The 22,250-nt window shown below is 62.1% G+C and carries 12 protein-coding genes; 5 read left to right on the top strand and 7 right to left on the bottom strand.

Annotated elements, in window-relative coordinates:
- Positions 1-98 precede the first annotated feature (98 nt).
- Positions 99-824, top strand: a complete 726-nt coding sequence (locus M1E16_RS20190; protein WP_434629121.1) for a UTRA domain-containing protein — start codon at positions 99-101, stop codon at positions 822-824.
- A 7-nt stretch (positions 825-831) separates the two neighbouring features.
- On the opposite strand, the gene M1E16_RS20185 is transcribed toward M1E16_RS20190, so the two are convergent.
- From M1E16_RS20185 to minC, 6 genes are all read right to left on the bottom strand, one after another.
- On the bottom strand, positions 832-1,014 hold the full coding sequence (locus tag M1E16_RS20185) for a hypothetical protein (RefSeq protein WP_305499501.1): 183 nt from the start codon (positions 1,012-1,014) through the stop codon (positions 832-834).
- A gap of 205 nt (positions 1,015-1,219) precedes the next feature.
- A complete protein-coding gene (locus tag M1E16_RS20180) occupies positions 1,220-2,509 on the bottom strand; it encodes a M18 family aminopeptidase (protein WP_434572499.1) in 1,290 nt (429 codons plus the stop codon).
- A 177-nt stretch (positions 2,510-2,686) separates the two neighbouring features.
- On the bottom strand, positions 2,687-3,322 hold the full coding sequence (locus M1E16_RS20175) for an RluA family pseudouridine synthase (protein ID WP_458128218.1): 636 nt from the start codon (positions 3,320-3,322) through the stop codon (positions 2,687-2,689).
- Positions 3,323-3,421: 99 nt separating this feature from the next.
- Positions 3,422-3,676, bottom strand: coding sequence for a cell division topological specificity factor MinE (gene minE / locus M1E16_RS20170; RefSeq protein ID WP_039594520.1), 255 nt, complete (start codon positions 3,674-3,676; stop codon positions 3,422-3,424).
- Entirely contained in the window at positions 3,676-4,488 is an 813-nt protein-coding gene (gene minD / locus M1E16_RS20165) for a septum site-determining protein MinD (RefSeq protein ID WP_042728954.1), read from the bottom strand. The genes minE and minD overlap by 1 nt, the downstream gene beginning before the upstream one ends.
- A gap of 200 nt (positions 4,489-4,688) precedes the next feature.
- Positions 4,689-5,423 (bottom strand): septum site-determining protein MinC, encoded by a 735-nt coding sequence (minC, locus tag M1E16_RS20160; protein ID WP_458128217.1) that lies wholly within the window; start codon positions 5,421-5,423, stop codon positions 4,689-4,691.
- 118 nt (positions 5,424-5,541) lie between these two features.
- On the opposite strand from minC, the gene M1E16_RS20155 reads away from it, so the two are divergent.
- Together M1E16_RS20155 and M1E16_RS20150 are read left to right on the top strand one after the other, a co-directional pair.
- The gene (locus M1E16_RS20155) at positions 5,542-6,474 is read left to right on the top strand and encodes a lipid A biosynthesis lauroyl acyltransferase (RefSeq protein ID WP_458128216.1); all 933 of its coding nucleotides are present in this window, start codon (positions 5,542-5,544) and stop codon (positions 6,472-6,474) included.
- Positions 6,475-6,510: 36 nt separating this feature from the next.
- Complete coding sequence (locus tag M1E16_RS20150; protein WP_458128215.1) at positions 6,511-7,698, top strand: patatin-like phospholipase family protein; 1,188 nt, start codon at positions 6,511-6,513, stop codon at positions 7,696-7,698.
- A 48-nt stretch (positions 7,699-7,746) separates the two neighbouring features.
- Here M1E16_RS20150 and M1E16_RS20145 read toward each other — a convergent pair whose 3' ends face one another.
- On the bottom strand, positions 7,747-8,022 hold the full coding sequence (locus M1E16_RS20145; RefSeq protein ID WP_305499507.1) for a hypothetical protein: 276 nt from the start codon (positions 8,020-8,022) through the stop codon (positions 7,747-7,749).
- A gap of 235 nt (positions 8,023-8,257) precedes the next feature.
- Here M1E16_RS20145 and M1E16_RS20140 point away from each other — a divergent pair, with 235 nt between their 5' ends.
- Together M1E16_RS20140 and M1E16_RS20135 are read left to right on the top strand one after the other, a co-directional pair.
- A complete protein-coding gene (locus M1E16_RS20140; RefSeq protein ID WP_458128214.1) occupies positions 8,258-9,964 on the top strand; it encodes a ShlB/FhaC/HecB family hemolysin secretion/activation protein in 1,707 nt (568 codons plus the stop codon).
- A gap of 22 nt (positions 9,965-9,986) precedes the next feature.
- On the top strand, positions 9,987-22,235 hold the full coding sequence (locus tag M1E16_RS20135) for a two-partner secretion domain-containing protein (RefSeq protein ID WP_458128213.1): 12,249 nt from the start codon (positions 9,987-9,989) through the stop codon (positions 22,233-22,235).
- The last annotated feature ends 15 nt before the right edge of the window (positions 22,236-22,250 follow it).

The raw sequence follows: 22,250 nt of genomic DNA, 5'->3' as shown, positions 1-22,250 counted from the left end.
ATGCGCAGTGCCTAGGCTTGCAAGCATGAGCCGTGGATTGATGTGTGATCGAATCCTGCCCCGAAACAGTGCTGGTCTAGTCCAGATAGGTAACGTTGATGCGCGTTGAGACAACCAAAGCGGTGACAACCATCGGGCAGGTCCTGCAGGAGCAGCTCGATCACGGCTTGCTGGCGCCTGGTAGCAAGTTGCCGGCCGAGCGCAAGCTCAGCGAGCTGTTCGGCACCACCCGGATTACCGTGCGCGAGGCGCTGTTGCAGCTCGAAGCCCAGGGGCAGATCTACCGGGAAGAGCGCCGGGGCTGGTTCGTGTCGCCACCACGGCTGGCCTACAACCTGATGCAGCGCAGTCATTTCCACGCGATGGTCAGTGCCCAGGGACGAGTGCCGTCGACCCAGGTAATCTCGGCCCGCCTGCAACCCGCGTCGGCGGCGGTCTGTGCCTGGCTGCAATTGCCGGCGCTGTCCAGCGTCATCCAGATCTGCCGCACCCGGCGCATCGACGAACGCCTGGTGCTGTACGTCGAGCACTACCTGAATCCCGCCTACTTCCCGGACATCCTCGAATTCGATCTCAACCAGTCGATGACCGAGCTTTACGCTCGCCACTACGACCTGCGCTACGGCCGGGTGAAATTCGAAATCGTGCCGACATCGCTACAGCCGGAAGCCGCGGCGGCGCTGAAAGTGTCGGTCGGCAGCCCCGGCCTGCGGATTGCCAGGGTCAATTACGACCAGCATCAGCGGCTGATCGATTGCGACCTGGAGTTCTGGCGCCACGATGCGATCCATGTCGGGGTGGACGTGCCGGAACAGTCGGCCTGAGGCGCGTTCAGGAGACGTCGTTGAGCTTGGCCAGGATCCTGAACAGTACCGTGACGAGAATCAGCAACATGCCGATCCACATGGCAAACACCCCGACGTTCTTGTCGCGGAAATTGAAGCCGATGGCGAGCAGGATCATGCCGGCGATGATGGGCACCAGCATGGCGTTGAACGAGGTCATGGAAATCATGGCGACAGCCTTGTCGGGAGGGATAAGGTCAGTCTAGTTGGGGTTTGGCGAGGAAGGCGGGTATGCACACACCGTGACGCATGCTCTTGTGGCGAGGGAGCTTGCTCCCGCTCCAGTGCGCAGCACTGGCAAAATCCGCGTTCAGTCGCGGATCTGGGGCGGCTGCGCCACCCAGCGGGAGCAAGCTCCCTCGCCACACAAAGGCTTACGGCAATTCGCGAGACGCGTAGAAAGCGCTCAGCACTTTCACCAGGTGCGCCAGGTCGTGGCTGCCGCAGAGCTCGCGGATCGAATGCATGGCGAAAGTCGGCAGGCCGATGTCGACGGTGCGTACGCCCAGCTGGCTGGCGGTGATCGGGCCGATGGTCGAGCCGCAACCCATGTCGCTGCGCACCACGAAGCTCTGCACCGGCACTTCCTCGGCCATGCACAGATGACGGAAGAACCCGGCGGTTTCGCTGTTGGTGGCGTAGCGCTGGTTGCTGTTGACCTTGATCACCGGGCCGGCGTTGAGCTTGGGGCCGTGGTTGGCGTCGTGCTTGTCGGCATAGTTGGGGTGTACGCCGTGGGCATTGTCCGCCGAAACCAGCAGGGATTTCTGAATCGTGCGTACGAACTCTTCGCCTTCGGGCAGCAGGCGGCGCAGGGTCTGTTCGAGCATCGGACCATCGGCGCCACACGCCGAGGTGGAGCCGACTTCTTCGTGGTCGTTGCACACCAGCACGCAGGTTTCTTCGGTGTCGGCGGTCAGCAAGGCTTGCAGGCCGGCATAACACGACAGCAGGTTGTCCAGGCGCGCACCGGTGATGAAGTCACCGTGCAAGCCGATGACCGCTGCGCTTTGGGTGTCATAGAAGCTCAACTCGTAGTCAAGCACCACGTCGGCGTTCAAGCCGTGTTCCCGAGCCAGTTGGTCGGTGAGCACGGCGCGGAAATCGACGCGTTCGTCACCGGCGAACTGCGCGAGGATCGGCGGCAGTTCGTTCTGCGGGTTGATCGCCCAACCCTGGTTGGCTTCACGGTTGAGGTGGATGGCCAGGTTCGGGATCGTGGCGATCGGCGCCTTGAAGTCGATCAACTGGCTCTCGACCTTACCGTCGCGCCGGAAGGTCACCCGCCCAGCCAGGGACAGGTCGCGGTCGAACCACGGCGCCAGCAGGGCGCCGCCATAGACTTCGACGCCCAGTTGCCAGAACCCGTGGCGCTGCAGTTCCGGCTGCGGCTTGACCCGCAGGCAGGGGCTGTCGGTGTGGGCGCCAACCAGGCGGATGCCGTCGTGCAACGGTGAGTTGCGGCCCAGCTTGAAGGCGATGATCGAGGAATCGTTGCGCGTGACGTAATAGCGACCATTGGCCTCGGTGGCCCAGGTTTCGCGTTCATCGAGACGCTGGTAACCCGCCGCTTCCAGGCGCTGGGCAAGGCTGGCGGTGGCATGGAACGGGGTAGGGGAGGCCTTGAGGAAATCGATCAGGCCCTGGTTCAACTGTGCACGCATAAAGAACTCCAGACAGCAATGGGCGGGAGTTTACCGTATTAGCAGCGTAGGTGAGCATTCCAGGCGGAACTGTGGCGAGGGAGCTTGCTCCCGCTGGACTGCGCAGCAGGCCCAAAAAGGGGTCGCTACGCAACCCAGCGGGAGCAAGCTCCCTCGCCACAGTGTCGGAGGTGTTTTTCAGAACGATGCAGGGCACTCGAAGCGCAGGCGCTCGCCGCTTTGCGGGTGGGTGAAGCTGAGCATGCTCGCGTGCAGGCACAGCCTTGGCCAGGCGGCGAGGGCTTGCGGGTGGGCATAGAGCCCGTCGCCCAGCAGCGGATGGCCGATGGAGAGCATGTGCACGCGCAATTGATGCGAGCGCCCGGTGATCGGTGTCAATTCGACCCGACACCAGTCACCGCAACGTTCCAGCACGCGCCAGAACGTCAAGGCATGCTTGCCCTGTTCGTGATCGACCACATGGCGGGGCTTGGTCGGCGGGTCGTAGCGCAAGGGCAGGTCGATGCTGCCACTGTCCAGCTCCGGTTGGCCCCAGCACAATGCCGTGTAGGCTTTTTCGGTTTCTCGATCATGAAATTGCCGGGACAGTTCGCGATGGGTGTCCGGGTCACGGGCCAGCAGGATGATGCCGGACGTTTCCCAATCCAGCCGGTGCACGATTCGCGCTTCCGGATAACCGTTTTCCTGCAGGCGGGTGATCAGGCAATCTTTATTGTCGTCCGCCCGGCCAGGCACGGAGAGCAGCAGGGTCGGCTTGTCGACCACCAGTACGGCGGCGTCCTGGTGGATGATGCGGATGTTGGACAGGGGCATTGAACAGTCTCGTAACAAACGCCAACGGCGGCTCGAACCCTTCTCCTTGTCCTGTGAGGGGGAGAAAGGCCCGAGCCGCCGTGGCACCTGCTGGGTCGATCAGCGATCCGGCAGGGTGATATTGAGTTCCAGGATCGAGCAGCTGCCCTGGCTTTCCAGCGCGACATGCACGTCATCGTTGCCGATATTGACGTACTTGCGGATCACTTCCACCAGTTCCTTCTGCAAGGCAGGCAGGTAGTCCGGGGTACTGCGTTGGCCGCGTTCGTGCGCCACGATGATCTGTAGACGCTCTTTCGCGACCGAGGCGGTACTGGGCTTTTTGTTGGCACGAAAGAAGTCAAAAAGGTTCATTACCTACCTCCAAACAGGCGCTCGAAGAAACCTTTCTTCGTGACGTCGAGGAATCGATGCTCGACGGTTTTGCCCAGCAGACGATCGACTGCATCGCTGTACGCCTGGCCGGCGTCGCTCTGGTCGTCAAGGATCACCGGCACGCCGGAGTTCGAAGCCTTGAGTACCGCCTGGGATTCCGGGATCACACCCAGCAGAGTCACCGCGAGGATTTCCTTGACGTCTTCGACGCCGAGCATTTCGCCGTCGCTGACGCGTTGCGGGTTGTAGCGGGTCAGCAGCAGGTGTTCCTTGATCGGCTCCTCGCCGTTCTCGGCACGCCGGGATTTGCTCGCCAACAGGCCGAGCATGCGGTCGGAGTCGCGTACCGACGAGACTTCCGGGTTGGTCACGACAATCGCTTCGTCAGCGAAGTACATGGCCAGATGGGCACCTTTCTCGATACCGGCCGGGGAGTCACAGACCACGAATTCGAAGTCTTCCTTGAGTTGCATCAGGACTTTTTCCACGCCTTCCTGGGTCAGCGCGTCTTTGTCGCGGGTCTGGCTGGCGGCCAGTACGTAGAGGTTCTCAAGGCGCTTGTCCTTGATCAGGGCTTGCTGCAGGTTCGCTTCGCCATTGACCACGTTGACGAAGTCATAGACCACGCGACGCTCGCAACCCATGATCAGGTCGAGGTTGCGCAGGCCGACGTCGAAGTCGACGATGACTGTTTTGTGGCCGCGCAAGGCGAGGCCGGTACCGATAGCGGCGCTGGTGGTGGTCTTACCCACACCACCCTTGCCGGATGTAACCACGAGAATCTTGGCCAAGGTGTTTCACCCCTAAGGAAAAAGGACTTTGTCAGCCCCTGAAAAACATCTCTGGAAAACTGCTGCAACTGGACAGGCTTGGCTGGAATCGGATGCGGGCGGGGTCTACCTTGGGTAAACACTGCCTGGTCCTTTTTCCTACGTCATTCAAGCCGTTTTCGCTAGGTTTTAGAGATGCTTGGAAAATGCGGCAGTATCCGTTAAAGCCGAATGATGTTCAACACGTCGCCCGACAGGCTGACCTGGACCCCGGCGCCCCATAACGGGTCGCGCCGCAAGTCCTCGGAAACCTTGTATTGCCCGGCGATGGAGACCAGTTCAGCGCTCAACTGCTGACAGAAGATCCTTGCCTTGGTGTCGCCCTTGACACCGGCCAGCGCGCGGCCGCGCATCGGGCCGTATACATGGATGTTGCCATCGGCGAGAAGTTCCGCACCCGGGCTGACCGAGGACACCACGACCAGGTCGCCGCCCTGAGCGTAGATCTGCTGTCCGCCGCGCACTGGCGAGGTGATCACACGGGTTGGCTTGATGGTCGGCTCCGGCGGTTTTTCCGGTTTTTTCGGTTCCGCCGGGCTCAGCTCCAGCACGCGCTCACGAGCGCCGGAGGGTGGCAGCACCGGAATGTCCACGGCGATGGCGGCGGCGATGTCTTCGATGCGGCTGGCGCGGATCGCCAGGGTGCGCAGCCCATGCTGGCGGCAAACGCGCATCAGCCCCGGCAAGTCTACCGCGCCTTCACCGGCCGGCAGCTTGTCCAGCGCCAGTACCAGCGGGGCATTACTGAAAAAATTCGGCGCCTGGGCGACTTTCGCCGCCAGTTGCCGGTCAAGGCCTTCCAGGTCGTTACGGGCCAGCTCCAGCACCGTAATGGCGAGCATGCTGCCCTTCAGCTGGAACACGGGATCTTGGTCTAGCGGTTCGGTTTGGCTCATGGTCGGCGTACAACGGCTTGTCACTAAAAGTGCCGAGACTTATAACGAGATCGCCCGCGAGCCGCAAGCCGGGTCGAACGATGTAGAATGCGCGGCCCAGGTATTAATGGAAGCTGTAATGGATCGCCCGCGTTTTCGAGCTGCTTTTTTTCATCCGCGTTTCTGGCTGCTGTGGTGCGGCCTGGGGCTGTTGTGGCTGATCATCCAGTTGCCTTATCCGCTGCTGTTGCGGATCGGCCGCGCCTTGGGAGCATTGATGTACCGGGCGGCCGGCGACCGACGGCGCATCGCCAGTCGCAATCTCGAGCTGTGTTTCCCCGAGAAATCCGCCGCTGAGCGCAAGCGTCTGCTCAAGGAAAACTTCGCCTCCACCGGTATCGCCTTCTTCGAAATGGCCATGAGCTGGTGGTGGTCGCGTTCGCGCCTGGCGAAGCTGGCCCATGTCGAAGGCCTGGAACATCTCAAGCAGGCCCAGCGCGACGGCAAGGGCGTGATCCTGATGGCGCTGCATTTCACCACGCTGGAAATCGGCGCGGCGTTGCTCGGCCAGCAGCACACCATCGACGGCATGTATCGCGAGCACAAGAACCCGCTGTTCGACTATATCCAGCGCCGGGGCCGCGAACGGCATAACCTCGATTCCCTGGCGGTAGAACGTGATGACGTGCGCGGCATGCTCAAGTTGCTGCGCGCCGGCCGGGCAATCTGGTACGCACCGGACCAGGACTACGGCGCCAAGCAAAGCGTGTTCGTGCCGCTGTTCGGCATCCAGGCGGCCACGGTCACCGCGACCAGCAAGTTCGCGCGCCTGGGCAAGGCACTGGTCGTGCCGTTCGTTCAGGAGCGCCTGGCCGATGGCAGCGGCTATCGTCTGGTGATCCAGGCGCCGCTGGAGGATTTTCCCGGCGAGACCGAAGAGGCTGATTGCCTGCGCATCAACCAATGGGTCGAACACTCGGTAAGCCAGTGTCCCGAGCAATACCTCTGGGCCCACCGGCGCTTCAAGACCCGGCCGCCCGGTGAGCCGAAGCTGTACGATAAACGCGGTTGATCATCCAGGCCTCATGACTGAACACGGAGTATCGCGATGACCCCAGCTGAACCGGTAACAGGTCTGATTCTTTCCGGCGGCGGGGCTCGAGCGGCGTATCAGGTCGGTGTACTGGCAGCGATTGCCGAGTTGCTGCCGGACGGCGGTCGGAACCCGTTCCCGGTGATCGTCGGCACCTCGGCCGGTGCGATCAACGCGGTCAGCCTGGCGAGCGGGGCGATGGACTTCAAGACCGCCATCGAGCGCCTGACGGCCTTCTGGCAAGCCGTGCGCAGCCACCAGGTGATGCGCAGCGACTGGCGCGGGGTCATGGGTCAGGCGACGCGGTTCATCGGCCATAGCCTGCTTGGCCTGGGAGCCAAGCTGCCGGTGGCGCTGATCGACAGTTCGCCGCTGCGCGAACTGCTCCAGGCGCAATTTCATGCCGCAGGTATCGAGCAGGCGATTGCCGAGCACCAGTTGCGCGCGGTGGCGGTTACTGCCTTTGGCTACGAATCCGGCCAGGCGGTGACCTTCTATCAGGGGCGCGGCACCATCGACGCCTGGCTGCGTCATCGGCGTATCGGTGTGCCTACACAGCTGTCGGTGGAACATTTGCTCGCCAGCTCGGCGATCCCTTTGCTGTTCGCGCCGGTCAAGATCGGCCCGCAATATTTCGGTGACGGCGCGGTGCGCCAATCGGCACCCATCAGCCCGGCCCTGCACCTGGGGGCCAACCGCGTGCTGGTCATCGGCGTCAGCGGCAACCCGCGCGGCGTGTCGGCCCAGGATCCACTGGAACGCAGCTACACCGGCCTGCAACCGACCCTGGCGCAGATCGGCGGGCACATGCTCAACAGCACGTTCATCGACAGCCTGGAAAGCGACATCGAGCTGCTTGAGCGCCTGAACAGATTCAGCCACATGCTGCCAGACGATGTGCCGGCCCACGCCCTCGGCGCGGCACCGGTGGAAGTGCTGGTGATTTCCCCAAGCCAGCCGATCGACGAAATTGCCGCGCGGCATCGCCAGGAGCTGCCCCGAGCGTTGCGGGTATTTTTGCGTGGGCCGGGTGCAACCAAGACCAGCGGTGCGAGTGTGTTGAGTTATCTGTTATTCGAGAAAGGTTATTGCAGCGAACTGATCGAGCTGGGACGACAGGATGCCCTGGCGCAACGCGAAGCCTTGATCCGGTTCCTGAGGTTGGCCCAGCCCGGGGTTGCGTTCGGCCTCGCGGCGAATTGACCGGGCGACGCCAGACCGGCCTGGGCAGTCCTTTCCGCGCCAGGCTGATTACTCGGCCTTGTTCTGCGCCTCTTCAAGCTCCTTCAGGCGTTTATCGATCAGTTGGCATTTGTCCGGTACGTCCTTGCTGGACGTTTCCAGGTTCATCGCCTGCAATTCTTCATTCATTTCCTTGGCCTTGGCCGGATCCTGTTCGGTGAGCTTGGTCACCTTATCCGCCAGTTGCTCGCGCTTGATGGTCGCTTCCTCGGGCGTGCAAGTGGCCCAGGCCGGCAGGGCGCAGGTGAGGGTGGCGGCGAGGGTGAGTTGGATGAGGTTTTTCATGGGCTCGGGCCTCGTATTCCTTTGTTGGGCAGGTAAACGGTTGAGGCCGGGCTACCAGGGAAAGTTCATTTCGCGCAGTTCCCGGCAAGGAGGTTTCCCGATTTTCAGGATCGTCTGATTTCGGATGAATGGTCGCAGCGCTTACCTGAAAGCTCGAACGGTTGGTTGACGTCAAAATGATGGCTCATTAATATCGCGCCATTATTTTGATGTCACTGAATTCGAGGGATCGAACATGTTCTCACCCGCCCCTTGGGCGAGGTTGTGCCTGGCTTTGCTGTGCCTCTCTCCGCTTACCCTTGCTCTCGCCGCGCCGACGCCCGGTGACACCGACCTGATCCGGGAGCGCCAGAACCGCTTGCTCGAAGAGCAACGCCGGCGTCTCGAGGAACTCAAGGACTTGCCAGGCAAGGAGGCGCAACCGGCCCAGCCGACGACGCCCGCCGAGACTCGCTGTTTCACGATCAAGACCATCGAACTCAAAGGCGCCGACAGCCTGTCCGCCAGCGAGCGCGAGCAGTTGCTCAAGCCCTACATCGGCCAATGCCTGGGCGTGCCGCAGCTTAACGAACTGCTCAAAGTCATCACCGACCATTACATCGAGAAAGGCCTGGTCACCAGCCGCGCCTACCTGCCGCAACAGGATCTGTCCGCCGGGCATTTGAGTGTGTTGGTGGTGGAAGGGCGTCTGGAAGGCCTGAAGGGCGCCGAGAACAGCCGGTTGTCACCGCTGGAGTTGGCGATGGCGTTTCCCGGCAAGACCGGCGAGTTGGTCAACCTGCGGGAAATCGAACAACTGGTGGACCAGCTCAATCGCCTGCCCTCGAACCAGGCAAAAATGGAGCTGACCCCCGGCCAGAACGTCGGTGGCAGCGAAGTTCAGGTGACCAACGATCCGCAAAAGCCCTGGCGTGCCGGCCTGTCCCGCAGCAACGACGGCCAGCGCAGCACCGGCGAGCAACAGTGGGGCACCAGCTTTGAATGGGACAGCCCGCTGGGGTTGGCCGACCAGTTGATGTTGCGCGGCGGTCACGACGCGATGACCGACCACCAGCACACCTCCAACAACGCCATGCTTTATTACAACCTGCCCTGGGGCTGGTGGAACTTCAGCTACACCTACAGCCAGAGCGAATATCGCTCGCAGATCCCAGCCAACGGCTTCAACTTCAAGCAGACCGGCGACAGCCAGAACCATCAGTTGCGCGTCGAACGGGTGATCCACCGTGACGCCGTCAGCAAGACCTCCCTCAACACGGGCCTGGCGTACCTGCGCACCAACAACTTCATCGAAGACAGCAAGCTCGATGTCAGCAGCAATCGCCTCAGCGAAGGCCAATTCGGCATCAACCATGGCCGCCGGATCGGCAGCGCCTTCGTCAACCTGGACCTGGGCGTGCAGCAAGGCATCGGTGCCTTCGATGCCCAGGGTGATAACGACCCGGGCCCCGGCCAGGCCGACGCGCGTTACCGCAAGTACACGGCCACCGCCAGCTACCTGCAACCCTTCAAGGTGTGGGGCGAGTCGTTCAGCTTCAGCAGCCTGATGACCGGCCAGCGCAGCGAAGACGTGCTGTTCAGCCCGCAACGCATGAGCCTGGGCGGGCAGTCGTCGATTCGTGGCTACAAGGACCAATCGTTGTCCGGCGACAGCGGCGGCTACTGGCGCAACGACCTGCGCTGGAGCCGCCCGGTGACGCTGGAATGGCTGCGCCCGGTGTTCGCCGAATACGGCACCAGCCTTGGTTATGACCAAGGCGTGATCCGTGGCGATCGCTACAACGACGATCAGCACGGGCGTATGTCGAGCAACTCGCTGGAGCTGTTCGCCCGTGGCCAGCACCTGAGCGCCAGCGTCACCTTCGCCCATTCCCTGGAACGTCCGGATGCCCTGACCGAGCGCGAAGCGCCGATCTACTTCCGCGTAGACGTATCCATTTAATCTGCTGCAACGAGACCTGATCATGGACGACCGCCAATACGCCTTCCTGGCCCGCCAACCTTCTGCTGCCCTGGAAAACCGCGAGCGGTTTCTCGGGATGCCCAAGCGCGGCCTGGCGTTCCTGTTGGCCAACGTCATGTTCTGGCAACCGATGTGGGCCCAGGCTGAAGGTATCGTGGTCAGCGCCCCGGGCACCGGCCTGGACCGGGCCGGCAACGGCGTGCCCATCGTCAACATCGCCAAGCCCAATGCCAACGGCCTGTCCCACAACCAGTTCAAGGACTACAACGTCGGCAGCAACGGCGTAATCCTCAACAACGCCACCTCCCGCACCCAATCCACGCAACTGGGTGGGATCATCGTCGGCAACCCGAACCTCCAAGGCGCGGCCGCCACGACCATCCTCAACGAAGTCAACGGCGGCAGCCCCAGCCAGTTGCGCGGCTACACCGAAGTGGCCGGGCAATCGGCCCACGTCATCGTCGCCAACCCCTACGGCATCAGCTGCAACGGCTGCGGCTTTATCAACAGCCCGAAAGTGACCTTGAGCACCGGCAAACCAATCGTCGAAAACGGTCGGCTGGATCGTTATCAAGTGGACCAGGGCAGCGTCGCCATCGAAGGCGCCGGTCTTAATGCCAGCAACGTCGACCACTTCGAAATCATCACCCGTAGCGCCAAGATCAACGCCGAGATTCAGGCGAAGAACCTGACGATCGTGGCCGGTCGCAACGACGTCAACGCCGATACCTTGAGCGCCACCGCCCGCGCCGATGACGGCAGCGCCAAGCCGGAACTGGCGATCGACTCCTCGGCGTTGGGTGGCATGTACGCCGGCGCGATCAAGCTGGTCGGCACCGAGGCTGGGGTTGGGGTGAAGCTGGACGGCAAGTTGATTGCCAGTGGCGGGGATATTCAGCTCGATGCCAATGGGCATTTGAGCATGGTCGATACCTCGGCCAGCGGGGCGGTCAACGTCAAGGCGGCGAGCCTTGATGCGCAGGGCCCGGTTTATGCCGGCACGACGCTGAATGCGCAGACTCAGGGTGACCTGAGCAATCAGCAAACCCTCGCCGCGCGGGACAGCATCACGTTGAATGCCGGTGGGCAGTTGAGCAACAGCGGCATTATTGAAGCCGGAGTGAATGCCGACACCACGCGCAATGCTTCGGGAGATGTGAGCCTTACAGCGCAGAACCTGAACAACAACGGCAAGAGCATCGTCGCCAGCCGTAACCTCACCGCCAACGTTGCGCAAACCCTGAACAACCAGGGCGGCACCCTGAGCGCCGGGCAAACCGCCACGGTAAAAGCCGGGACGCTGGACAACCAGAACAAGGGTCGGGTGCTGAGCAGCGGCGCGCTGGGCGTTACTGCCGACAAACTCCTCAACACCCAAGGCATTGTCAGCAGCAACGGCAACCTGACGGCCAATGTCGGGCAGTTGATCAACAACGCCGGTGAGCTCAGCAGCCTGGGCAACGTCACGTTGCGCGTTGCCTCGCTGGATAACGTCGCGGGTCTGGCGGCGGCGGGGCAGATGCTCGACATCAGCGCCAGCGGCCAGATAAACAACCAGGGCGGGCGCCTCACGGCGAGCAAGAGCGCCCAATTGAGCGCCGCGTCGCTGGACAACCGCCAGGGCTCGCTTTCGACCCAACAAGGGCTGAGCCTGAACCTGGCGGGGCAACTGCTCAACGCGCAGGGCAGCGTGATCAGCAGCGACACGCTGCTGCTGAAGGCCGGCCAGGTGAACAACGCCGCCGGCCGCATCGCCAGTGCCAAGGCGCTGGACGCCAGTGTCACCGGCCTGGATCAACAAGGCGGCCAGTTGTTCAGCAACACCAGCGTTGCGCTCGACCTCAACCACGGGCAGTTGAATAACCAGGGCGGGCTGATCAATGCCCCCGGCAGCCTGCTGCTGGAAAACCTGGCGGCCGTAAACAACCGCGACGGCGAAATCTCCAGCAACCAGGCGTTCAGCCTGAATGCCACAAGCCTGGACAACCGCGCCGGCTCGATCATCAGCCGGCAGAATCTCAACCTGGTCGTTGCCCAGGCGTTGAATAACGCCAAAGGCCTGATTTCAGCCAACGGCCTTGAGGTGCGCGCAGCCAGCCTGGACAACAGCGCCGGCAACCTGAGTAGCAATGCAGACCTGACGGTAAACATCGACGGCACATTGACCAACGTCGATGGCGAAATTTCCAGCGCCGGCCTGACCCGGCTCAACGCGTTGGCCTTGAATAACAGCAACGGCCAGGTGCTCGGCGATAACGCCTTGGACGTTGACGTGGGCGGTGCGCTGGACAACCGCAACGGCATGCTCGGCTCGGGCAAGGCTGTGACGATCAAGGCGGCCAGCCTGAACAACAGCGCCGGCGGCCAGTTGATCAGCGACGGCAGCCTGACCGCACGCATCAGCGGTGTACTGGACAATCAGAACAAGGGCGAAGTGGTTGCCAAGGGTGCGATTGACCTGCAAACCGGCCATCTCGACAACCGCGGCGGTCGTCTGGCCGGCTCTGACCTGCTGAGCGTGCACAGCGATTCCGTGGATAACCGTGGCGGGAGCCTGCGCGCCGACAAGGCCTTGCAATTGACGGTCGATCAACTGGACAACCGGGAGGCCGGGGTCATTTCCGGCAAAAGCAGCGTCACCTTCGACGGCGCGCGTCTGGACAACAGCGCGGGGTTGCTGACAAGCGTCGGCCCGCTGACCTTGAAGGCCCGTGAAGTACAGAACGGCCTCGGTCGGATCTCCAGCCAAGGCCAACTCACCGCCAACATCGGCGCCCTGCAACAGCAGGGCGGTGCGCTGGTCGCTCAAGGCAATCTCAGCCTGAGCGCCGACACGCTGGATAACCGCAACGGCGGTTTGGTCGGCACCACAAAAGCACTGGATCTGCAGGTTGGGCAGATCGACAACCGCGCGGGCGAATTGTCCGCCGGTCTTGGCGCAACGATAGGCAGCCAGCGGCTGGACAACAGCAATGGCGGCAAGCTCATCGTCGGCACTGACCTGGAGATGAAAGTTGCCGAGCTGATCAACCAGAGCAAAGGGCTGATCCACGCCCAAGGCCATATGACCTTGAGCGGCAGCTCGCTGGACAACAGCGAGGGCCTGCTCAACAGCCTCAACGGCCTGGTGATCACCCTCGATAACGCACTGTTGAACAACAAAGGCCTGATCAGCAGCGAAGGCGAGTTGACTGTCGAGGCGGGCAGCCTCGACAACACCGCGGGCAGCCTGAGCAGCGCCGCGATGTTGACGATTGTCAGCGGTGCAGGGTTGATCAACCAGGGCGGCTCCATCAGCACCGACGCCGCACTGACCCTCAAAAGCGCCAGCCTGGACAACAGCCAGAAAGGCCTGATCTCGGGCAAGGCCGCGACCCAGGTCATCACCGGGACCTTCAACAACAGCCAGGACGGGCTCCTGACCTCGGGCAATACCCTCACGCTCAACGCCACGCAGGTGAACAACGCCGCCGGCCGTATTGCCAGCAGCCAAGCCTTAACCGCGTCGATCACCGGCCTGGATCAACAGGGCGGCGAACTCTTCAGTAACACCAGCCTCAGCCTGGACCTGAACCAGGGCCAGTTGAACAACCAGGGCGGCTTGATCAACGCCTCGGGTGCGTTGCTGCTGAGCAACCTCAAGGACGTGAATAACCAGGGCGGGGAAATTTCCAGCAAACAGGCGTTCACGCTGGCGGCAGAAAACTTCGATAACAGCGGCGGCAAACTGCTGAGCAACCAAGGCCTGATGCTCAGAATTGCCCAAGTGCTGAGCAACGCCCGGGGCGCCATTTCCGCCGCCTCGCTGGACAGTCGCAGCAACCGCCTGGACAACAGCGACGGCTTGATCAGCAGTCGTGACCGACTCGATGTGACCGTCGACTCCTTGCTCGACAACCAGCGCGGCTCGTTGATCGCCGACGGCGCCCTGTTGCTGGTCGCTGATCGCTTGGACAACCGCGCCGGGAGTATCGCCGGCAAGACCGGGCTCGATGTCAGCGTCAACACGGTGGATAACCGTCAAGGCACGTTGATCAGCACCGACGCCCTGACGCTGAAGGCCTCCAGCCTCGACAACCGTCAGGCCGGCCTGGTCGGCGCGACAAAAGCGCTCGATCTCGACGTGGATGAGCTGGACAACCGTGGCGGTGAGCTGTCGGGTAACGCCGACGTCACCCTGGTCAGCCAGAACCTCGACAACAGCGACGGCGGCCAGGTGTTCGCCGGGCAAGCGCTGAAGCTGACCGTGGATAAACTGCTCAACCGCACCAAAGGCCTGCTCAGCGCCAAGGCTGAACTGGAGCTCAGCGGCGGCTCGCTCGACAACAGCGGCGGCTACCTGGTCAGCCAGCACAACCAGCGCATCAACCTGAGCCGCGACCTGCTCAACACCCAGGGCCAACTCAGCAGCGAAGGCACCCTGAACGTCACCGCCGCCAACCTGACGAACACCGGCGGCAGCCTGTCCAGCGCGGCGGACCTGACCGTGCACAGCCTGGGTCGCGTCGACAACCAGGGCGGCGAACTGCTCACCGACGGCGCGTTGCTGCTCACCAGCGCGGCGCTGGACAATCGTCAGCAGGGCAACATCAGCGGTAAAGGTGCGGTAAACGTCACCACCGGTGCTTTCGACAATAGCCAGAAGGGCCGGCTCAACAGCGGCGGCACGCTGAACCTCGTCGCGGGCCAAGTCAACAATCAGGACGGCGCCAGCATCGGCAGCCAAGGCGCGTTGACCGCGTCGGTCACCGGCCTGGACCAACAGGGCGGTCAACTGTTCAGCAACACCTCGCTGAGCCTGGACCTGCACAACGGCCAGCTCAACAACCAGGGCGGCTTGATCAACGCCCCGGGCGCCCTGCTGTTGAAAAACCTCAACGGTGTGAACAACCAGGGCGGTGAAATTTCCAGCGCGCAAGCTTTTACCCTGACGGCGCAAAACCTCACCAACGACAGCGGCAAGCTGCTGAGCAGCCAAAGCCTGACCCTGCGCATCACCCAGGCGCTGAACAACGTCAAGGGCATGATCGGTGCGGCCAGCGTCGATGCGAAGGCGCAAAACCTGAACAACAATGGCGGCACGATCACCAGCCGCGGCGGCCTTGAGCTGACTGTCGATCAACAGCTGAACAACCAGGCCCAAGGCCTGATCAGCGCGGCGCAACTGCTCACCCTCAACAGTGGCGACCTGAACAACCAGGGCGGCAGCGTGTTGGCCGGCGGTGCGTTGGTCCTCAACGCCATGGCCCTGGACAACAGCGCCAACGGCCTGATCAATGCCCAAGGCGACCTCACGCTCGGCGCCGACTCCCTGGATTCCAGCGATGGCGGCGAAGTGTCGGCCAAGGGCGACATCAACCTGACCCTGGCATCGCTGACCCAAGACGGCGGCCGCCTGCTCGGCGAAAAAGCCGTCACCCTGAACCTCGGCAACGGCGACCTGAACAATCGCAACGGCCTGATCACCGGCAAAGGTCCGCTGACGTTTAATGCCTTGCGCGACCTGACCAACCAGGGCGGCGAAATCTCCAGCAGCCAGAGTTTCAACCTCAAAGGCCGGACGCTGGATAACAGCGGCGGCAAGCTGATCAGCAGCCAGAACCTGGGCCTCGACGGCCAGGCGTTGGTCAACCAGAACGGCTTGATCTCCGGCTGGCAAGGACTGTTGGCCAACGGTACTAGTCTGGATAACCGCAACAACGGCACGCTGTCCAGCCGCAACGGCAATGTGAACCTCAACCTGCTGGGCAACCTTCTCAACGGCAACGGCGGGGCGCTGGTCAGCCAGGGCAGCCTGGGCGTGACGGCCGTCTCGGTGGACAACACCAAGGGCATTCTCAGCAGCGGCGGTGCGCAGAACCTCACCCTCAGTGGCGCGCTCGATAACGGTCAGGGCGGCCTGATCGACAGCGGCGCGGGCCTGACTATCAAGGCCACTTCCATGGCAAACGTCAGCGGCGCTGTCAATGCTCAGCAGGCGCTGACAGTCGACACCGCCGGGTTGAATAACCGCCAGGGCAGCCTGATCGGCAACGCAGCCGTCAACCTGAACCTCAATGGCGTGCTCGACAACAGCGGCGCCAAGCTTGCCAGCGCCGGTCCGCTGACCATAAAAGGCGCGACCGCGATCAACAACCAGGGCGGCCAGATCGCCAGCCAGGATCAACTGACCCTGCTCACCGGTACCCTGGACAACAGCAACACCGGCACCATCGCCGCAAAAAATGCCCTGGCGATCACCGCCACCGGTGCCGTGCAGAACCATACCAACGGCCTGATCTACAGCCAGACGGCTGATGTCGAACTGAATGCCGCAAGCCTTGCCAACGGCAAGGGCGAGATGCAGGGCCAGACCGGCCTGGACCTCGAACTGAGCGGCAACCTCGACAACCAGGGCGGCAAGCTCATCGCCCAGACCGGCGACGTCCGTGTCGGCGCCGCCAGCATCGACAACCGCGGCGGCACCCTTGCCGCACTTAAAGGCGCGATTGAAGCGCGCACCGTGGGTATATTGCGCAACGGTCTGGACGTGAACAACAAGGGCGGCGTGATCCAGGGCCAGCGCCTGAACATCCGCGCCTTGGCCGGCCTGAACAACAACGGCGGGCGGATCGCGGCTCAAGCGGGCGACGTCATCATCAACACGACTGACCTGAACAACCGCAACGGTGGTCTCTATGCCACCGGGCTGGTCAATGTTAGCGGCGCCAACCTGGATAACAGCGCTGGTCAGATTGCCGGCAACCGTATCGAGCTGGGCTTGAGCGGGGTGCTGACCAACACCGCTGGCATCCTCGAAAGCGACAGCACGATGGCGGTGCGCGCGGTGAGCGTAGACAACCAGGGCGGCAAACTGCGCGCCCTGGGTACCAGCGGAACGACGGATTTCCAGATTGGCAGTCTTTTCGATAACCGCAACGGTAGTCTGGAGACGGCCAACACCAACCTGACCCTGGCCGCCAACAGCTTTCTCAACAGCGGCGGCCAGCTGCTGCACCTGGGCGACGGCACGTTCGACATCTCCCTGCCGAACGTCACCGGCGCCGGCGGCACCCTCGTCACCCGCGGCGGCCTGACGCTCAACGCCGATACCTGGACCAACACCACGGCCATCCAGGCCGGGCGCTTGAACGTGAACGTCAACAACTTCACCCAGACGGAAACCGGGCAGTTGCTGGCTTCGACGCGGCTGGACGGTACCGGTGGGAACTGGGTGAACAACGGCTTGATCGCCAGTGATGGCGACCTGCAGTTGAACCTGGGCGGGACCTATTCGGGTGTTGGCCGAGTCAGCAGCCTGGGGCGCCTTTCGCTGAAAGCGGCCAGTGTGTCCTTGCCTGACGCCGGCCGTATTACCGGGGGCGGATCGACCGACATCACGGCGGGCTCGATCATCAACCGTGGACGCATGACCGCCAATGACGACTTGCTGCTCAATACGTCGTCCTTGAACAACTACGGCACTTTGGGCAGCGCCCAGGACCTCACCGTCAATGCCACGCAATTGCTCAACGACAGGGGCCTGATCTTCAGCGGCGCGGGCATGCAACTGCGCAGCGATACGCTGAAAAACAACTACGCGGACATCTACAGCTTCGGTGACCTGACCATCTCCCGAAACGCGGCAGGCGCCCGGGCAGATGTGATCGAAAACATTTCCGGCACCCTGGAAAGCGCCGGCGACATGCGCTTGCTCGCCACTTCCATCACCAACCGCAAAGATGAGCTGAGTTACACGCAGCAACGGGTAAATGGCTACATCACTCACAGTTGCGCCCACTGCTCGGACGAGTGGAACGTCTGGTATTACGTCAACGAAGTCTACGAAACCACGCTCGATAAGGATTCGCCGACCGCCTTCATCACGTCCGGCGGCAACCTGGCCGTCACCGGCTCGAACTTCCTCAACCAGTACAGCTCGGTGTCGGCAGCCAAGAACATCAACATCACCGTCGATACGTTCAAGAACGAAGGCGTCAACCTCGAGACCATCACCTACCGCAGCAACTACCGGAACCCGGCCGACAGGGAGCCGGGCAGCATCTACCTGGGGCTGATCGGCCCGGGCGGTGCGGTCAATGAATACAACAAATACAGCGCCAAATACGTGCCGCTGTACCGACGGGCCGATGGCGGCTACTTCTACCAGCAGGAAAGCGGATTAAGCACCGAGCTGAATCCGGATTACGACCCGTCGAAAAACATGCCCGTGCCCGTGGAAGTCACCCGGTACGGCGTTTTCTCCGCAACGCAGACGGCCAGCACCGGCAAAAGCGTCAACGCGGTGATCCAGTCCGGCGGCAGCACCACGATCATTGCCTCAACGTCATTGAACAACAGCGTACAAACCGTCAACGCGCCAATTCTCACCAGCGACAGCAAGGTCGACGACACCGGCACGCTGCGGGCAACCACGCCGTTCATTGTTCATCTCAACAGCCAGCTTCCACCTGACCTGGCCCAGCAACGGGTCGACCCGCTGGCTTTGCCGGGCTTTGTCATGCCCCAAGGCCAGAATGGCCTGTTCCGCTTGAGCGGGCAGGGCAGCAGCAGCGCGCCGGCCTCTCAGGCGCCGGTGGTGCCATCCACCTGGACGATAGGCGGCGCCAGCGTGAGCGCCTCGGATCGGACCGCCGATATACCGGCCCTCACCGGGCGTAACCTTCAGATTGCTGACGTCGGGCAGGTTTCGGCGGCCGATCGGCAGTTGCAATTACTGGCTCGCGAAGGTGCTGACATTACCGTCGGCGCCTCAACCATCCACACCGCAATCGCCGCGGACCCCGCTACTGGCATGCCTCAGTTGCCTGGACATACCCACGAAGGCACCGGCATTGGAAGCGCTGGTGCGACAGATGTTTCGGTGGCAATTCCCAAGCCTGTTGCCAGCCAGACGGTGGCGCGCGTGGCAGCCCTGCCCAATGCGACGGTCACCTCCAACCCGCACAAATACCTGATCGAAACCAACCCGGCGCTCACCGAACTCAAGCAATTCATGAGCTCGGACTACCTGCTGCAGAGCCTCGGCTACGACCCCGACCAGAGCGCCAAGCGCCTGGGCGATGGCCTCTATGAACAGCGCCTGGTGCAGCAAGCCGTCATCGCCCGCACCGGCCAACGCTTCCTCGAAGGCCAGACCTCCAACGAGGGCATGTTCAAGTACCTGATGAACAACGCCCTCGCCAGCAAGCAGGCGCTCGACCTGTCCGTGGGCGTCAGCCTCACCTCCGAACAAGTCGCCGCCCTGACCCACGACATCGTCTGGATGGAAAACGTCGAGGTCAATGGCGAGCAAGTCCTCACGCCGGTCCTGTACCTGGCCAACGCCAACAACCGCCTGGCCGCCAACGGCGCGCTGATCCAGGGCCAGGACGTGACGCTGATCGCCGGCAAGGACCTGAGCAACGCCGGCACCCTGCGCGCCAGCAACAACCTCTCGGCCACCGCCGCCAACGACCTGACCAACAGCGGCCTGATGGAGGCCGGCAACCGCCTCGACCTGCTGGCGGGCAACGACCTGACCAACAAGGCCGGCGGCATCATCGCCGGGCGCGATGTGTCGCTCACCACGGCGCGGGGCGACGTGGTCAACGAACGCACGGTGACCAACTACGACGACAAAAACGGCGCCTGGTCATGGTCGATGGGTTTTGCCGACAGCGCCGCCCGGATCGAGGCCGGCAACAACCTGAGCATCGACGCCGGACGCGACTTCAACACCATCGGCAGCGTCGTGCGCAGCGGCAACGACCTGACCCTCGAAGCCGGCCGCGACGTCAACATCGTCTCGGCGCAGAAAGCCGACCGCATCACCGACCACGGCGATCACGATGACTCGGCGATCAAACAGCTCGCTTCCGAAGTGACGGCAGGCCGGGACTTGGACGTCACGGCCGGTCGCAACTTGACAGCCATCGCCAGCGAACTCGAAGCCAAGCGCGACGTAGACATGAGCGCCGGCGGCGACATGACCCTGGCGTCGGCGGCGGATGAAGTGCATTCGTACAACAAAGGCTCAAGCGTCACCCGCAAGGAAGACCACGTCAGCCAGGTCGCCACCACCGTGAAAGCCGGCGGCGACGTCGTGCTGGGCGCCGGCAACGACATGACCCTGATCGCCAGCCGCATCAGCGCCGCGAACGAAGCGTATCTGGTGGCGCAGAACAAACTGCAACTGCTGGCCGCACAGAACTCCGATTACACGCTGTATGACATGGAAAAGAAGGGCGGTTGGGGGAGCAAGAAGACTCAGCGCGATGAAGTGACGGATGTGAAAAACATCGGGAGCGAGATCAGCGCTGGGGGGGATTTGACGTTGGTCAGTGGGGGGGATCAGCGGTATCAGGTGGCGAAACTGGAGAGTGGTGGGGATATTTCGCTCGACAGTGGTGGTTCGATTACTTTCGAAGCTTTGAAGGATTTGCATGACGAGAGCCATCTGAAAAGTGATGGTGATGCTTTCTGGACATCGTCGAAGGGGAAAGGCAATACCGACGAGACGTTGCGTCAGACGCAGATGATTGCCAAAGGCAACATCATGATCAACGCCGTCGATGGCCTCCAAATCGACGTCAAGCAAGTCAATCAGGAAACGGTCAGCCAATCCATCGATGCGATGGTCAAAGCGGATCCGAAACTGGCCTGGCTGAAAGAAGCAGAAGCGCGGGGTGACGTCGACTGGCGGCAAGTGAAGGAGATTCACGAGTCGTTCAAGTACAGCAATTCCGGGCTGGGGCCTGCTTCGCAACTCATTATTGCCATTTTGATGTCGGTCGTCATGGGGCCGGCAGGGCTGGGCATAGTGAGTGCTAGTGCCGGCGGCGTCGTTGCTACCAGTCTGGCGACTACAGCGGTGACCAGCACTATCAACAACAAAGGCGACCTGGGTGCTGCGCTTAAGGAAACGTTTAGTTCGGATAGCCTGAAGGGGGCTGCTATAGCCGGGGTCACCGCTGGCGTACTTAATTACGCAGACGCCAATTGGTTCGCCGCTGCATCGCAAGGTCAAAAATTCGCCAACCTGCTGACCAGTACTAATTTCACTGATATCGCTATCCGGGCGGGGGGCCGGGCGGTGCTCTCTAGCGGTATCTCAACCGCAATCGGTGGCGGCAGTTTTGGCGACAATCTGGGTTCGGCACTGTTGGGGGAGGCCGGCAGTGTGGCGATGGCCACTGGGTTCAAATGGGTTGGCGATACCATCAAGTTCCCCGATGGCGGCCTTCAGAAAATCGTTGCACACGCGATCATGGGAGGGTTGCTGGCTGAGCTAACGGGGAGTGATTTCAAGACAGGGGCGGTGGCCGCTGGTTTGAATGAAGCGCTCATTCCCGGCATGACCAAAATTGCAAACGGGAACGAGGAGCTGCAAGTTGCGCTATCGCAGCTGACGGGGTTGTTGGCGGCGGCCGCGGTTGGAGGCGATCTGGATACTGGCTCGAAGATCGCCGAGAACGCGACTAGCTTCAACTATCTGTTTCACGCGGAGCTGGTCGAAAGAGAACAGAAGCTAAACGCCTGCGCCTCCCCTGCGGAGTGCCAAGCTGTCAGGGACCATTACAACAACCTCGACGCCAGTCGAAACGAAAAGTTCGGCCAGTACTGCAAGCTTAACCCGGCGGATTGCTTGCAAGTGACCAAGCAGCTGGTGGCTGAGATTCCGGCCAATGAGAAGTTGCTGCATGATGGCAGAAGCGCCGGGCTCGATCGTTCGGCAGCACTTTGGGAGATCGCTCGGAGCAACGAGCGGGCCATCAACACCGGCATCATTGAGAAGACGCGCACCGATAAAGGCGATGCTGCTGCGTGGCTGGCGGAGCTTGCGTCGGATGGACTGAGTCAGGATCGGGGGCTGTTCTCGTCGACTGCTGGGGGGAAGGGTGGTACAACCGGGATTAAGGTTGGGGTTGTAGGCAGCGATGCTGCGAAGGGCGGAGCAAAGACACCACAAACCCTTGAGCAAATAACTAATCCTCCTCAAGGGCCAGTAATTCCATCTGGCTGGGTCAGTCGTCCGGGGAAAAATGGTGGAGAAATATATTACCCTTCCGGGACCGATCCTGCGAAAGGGGAGCACATTCGAGTCATGCCTCCTGGCTCATCGCCTGTGCCTGGATATGAGAACGGATACTGGCGTTGGCAAAACGCCGGCAAACAACCAATGAACCCCGCGACGGGAAAACCTGGTAAAGGTCAGGGCGACACACATGTTCCGCTCCCTTCCAACACTTTACCGCCGGTTCGTCGTTGAAATTACCTGTTTAGT

The sequence above is a fragment of the Pseudomonas sp. Z2-11 genome (genome assembly GCF_054161305.1).
The sequence above is the reverse complement of the archived record's forward strand: the minus strand, read 5'-3'. Positions and strand labels throughout refer to the sequence as shown.